3 protein-coding genes are annotated in these 1,786 nt (G+C 33.2%); all 3 read right to left on the reverse strand.

Translation table 11 applies throughout. The features are described from left to right. Positions 1 to 375: 375 nt before the first annotated feature. Complete coding sequence (locus tag ACOVQ4_RS02090) at positions 376 to 558, reverse strand: hypothetical protein (protein WP_421819008.1); 183 nt, start codon at positions 556 to 558, stop codon at positions 376 to 378. A gap of 66 nt (positions 559 to 624) precedes the next feature. Continuing rightward, on the reverse strand, positions 625 to 1,119 hold the full coding sequence (locus ACOVQ4_RS02095) for a hypothetical protein (RefSeq protein WP_421819009.1): 495 nt from the start codon (positions 1,117 to 1,119) through the stop codon (positions 625 to 627). Then, positions 1,120 to 1,704 (reverse strand): hypothetical protein, encoded by a 585-nt coding sequence (locus tag ACOVQ4_RS02100; RefSeq protein WP_421819010.1) that lies wholly within the window; start codon positions 1,702 to 1,704, stop codon positions 1,120 to 1,122. It lies immediately after the preceding gene. Positions 1,705 to 1,786 lie beyond the last annotated feature (82 nt).

Below are 1,786 nucleotides of genomic sequence, written 5' to 3' on the forward strand. Positions count from 1 at the left end.
AAACTATAGCGATTTTAGGCCAAATGTATCTATTTGACTAAAATTATTTATTTTAGGTGGAAATACTTACGGATGGTGATTCCTAAAAATGCGGAGTAGCCAATAGGGTAAAGTTCTATCTTTCAAAACATTGAAAAAAAAGAAGCTCTTTGGGAGAGCTTCTTTTTGAAATAAGACTAATACCTTTATTTTATTTAATTATTTTTCCCAGTTAAGTTAGTGAGCAAAATAAAATTTAAGATTGTTCTTTGCGCTTTCAGGTAACGGCTTTCGGCGGTGGGCTTGGGGTAAAATGCATGTCTGTGGTCGTTAAAAACATTTTAACACTCTTTGCCTTGTGCCTGTTGCCTTGTCACTAAACACATAAATTAAATCTTATTCTTCACGATTACTTATATATCTGTCAACCCAATTAGGATATTCTTCAAATCCTCTCCTAAATTTGAAATCTTGCCCATTTAAAACTTTAGCAAAATAAGCAGCTACTTCTCCATCGCCTGAGTTATCAAATAAGTATGCTTCATCAGAAATTTTAATAGCTTCGTATAACAAGTTCATACATCGTTTATATCGATCAATTATTTTCTGTTCAGAAACTGTATGCCCTCCTTTTTCAACACGGTTTTACACTCGCATTACGTTAATTATTGGGTCTTCTGTTGTGACGAAATATAAAACTATTTTGTAGCCATTCTCTTTTGCTGAGCTCAATAAATCCAGTTTGGAGGAATGAGACATCACAGTTTCAAAGCTGAAATCCACCTTTTGATTTATAAACTCGACACGTAAGAAATCAACTAATAACGCAGACAGATAAGAATTGATATTTAGCCCTACATCCAAAAATAATTTATTGTCTTGCAGATGTATCTTCTCTAGCCAATCAGGGTCAGATACTTTTTTGTTTAAACCACGACCTCTACAAAAATCTTTAAAGGAGGCTTCTTCTATCTCCCAATTAATCAAAGAGTTGAAACTAAAACATCTATTCTCTATGAGTGACTTTTCTATCTCATCAGCATTCAAATAAATGCCTATATCAACTTCACTTTTAATACTTTCAGTGATAGTGCTTTTACCAGAACCATTTGGTCCTGCAAATACATATAGTGTAGCCAACTATTTAAGTGTAAAGGTTCTAGATACTATTTTTTTTCTTGGACTAATCTTTTTGAGAATATTGGTTGTGCCATCAGAAAACTCTTCTACAATTTCATTTCCTCTCAACACACAGACGGTCAATCCTTTATCCTTTGATTCTTGGTAAGCGTTAGCGAGACTCTTATTTGCTATTTCAAGAATTCCTTGAGTTGAACTTTGAAGTGCGGTTTCAACCTCTTCTAAACTCTTTGCATGGTGTGAAGGACGCTCACTATTATACTCTAGAATCTCAATAGTTGAGTTGGGACTTTCCTCATAAACTTTTTCAACAATTAATATCAAGTCTCTCTTTCCTCTTACAGGAAAAGAAACAACACCTCCCTCAGACAAGTAAGGTTTTGTATAATACTTTCGGTAAGTCTCTACTTTTAGAGAAGTACTTTTGGGGATATTGTGTAAGCTCTTGGCTGGATTAAACCTTTTAGGTTGAATATTTCTATTACTTAGTTGTATGTTTTGTTTGGTGAGATGTTCCATCCTCCTAGGTAAACGAACTATCCAGTTATCATCAGAGCGTCTCTTTATTATTTTTATATTTTCCATATCAATCCGCTTGTTTATAAATCATTATAAATATACAATTATCATATAGAAAACGAACAAATATTATTACAATTGTGAAACG

Source organism: Flectobacillus sp. (assembly GCF_049240685.1).
Taxonomy (GTDB): domain Bacteria; phylum Bacteroidota; class Bacteroidia; order Cytophagales; family Spirosomataceae; genus Flectobacillus.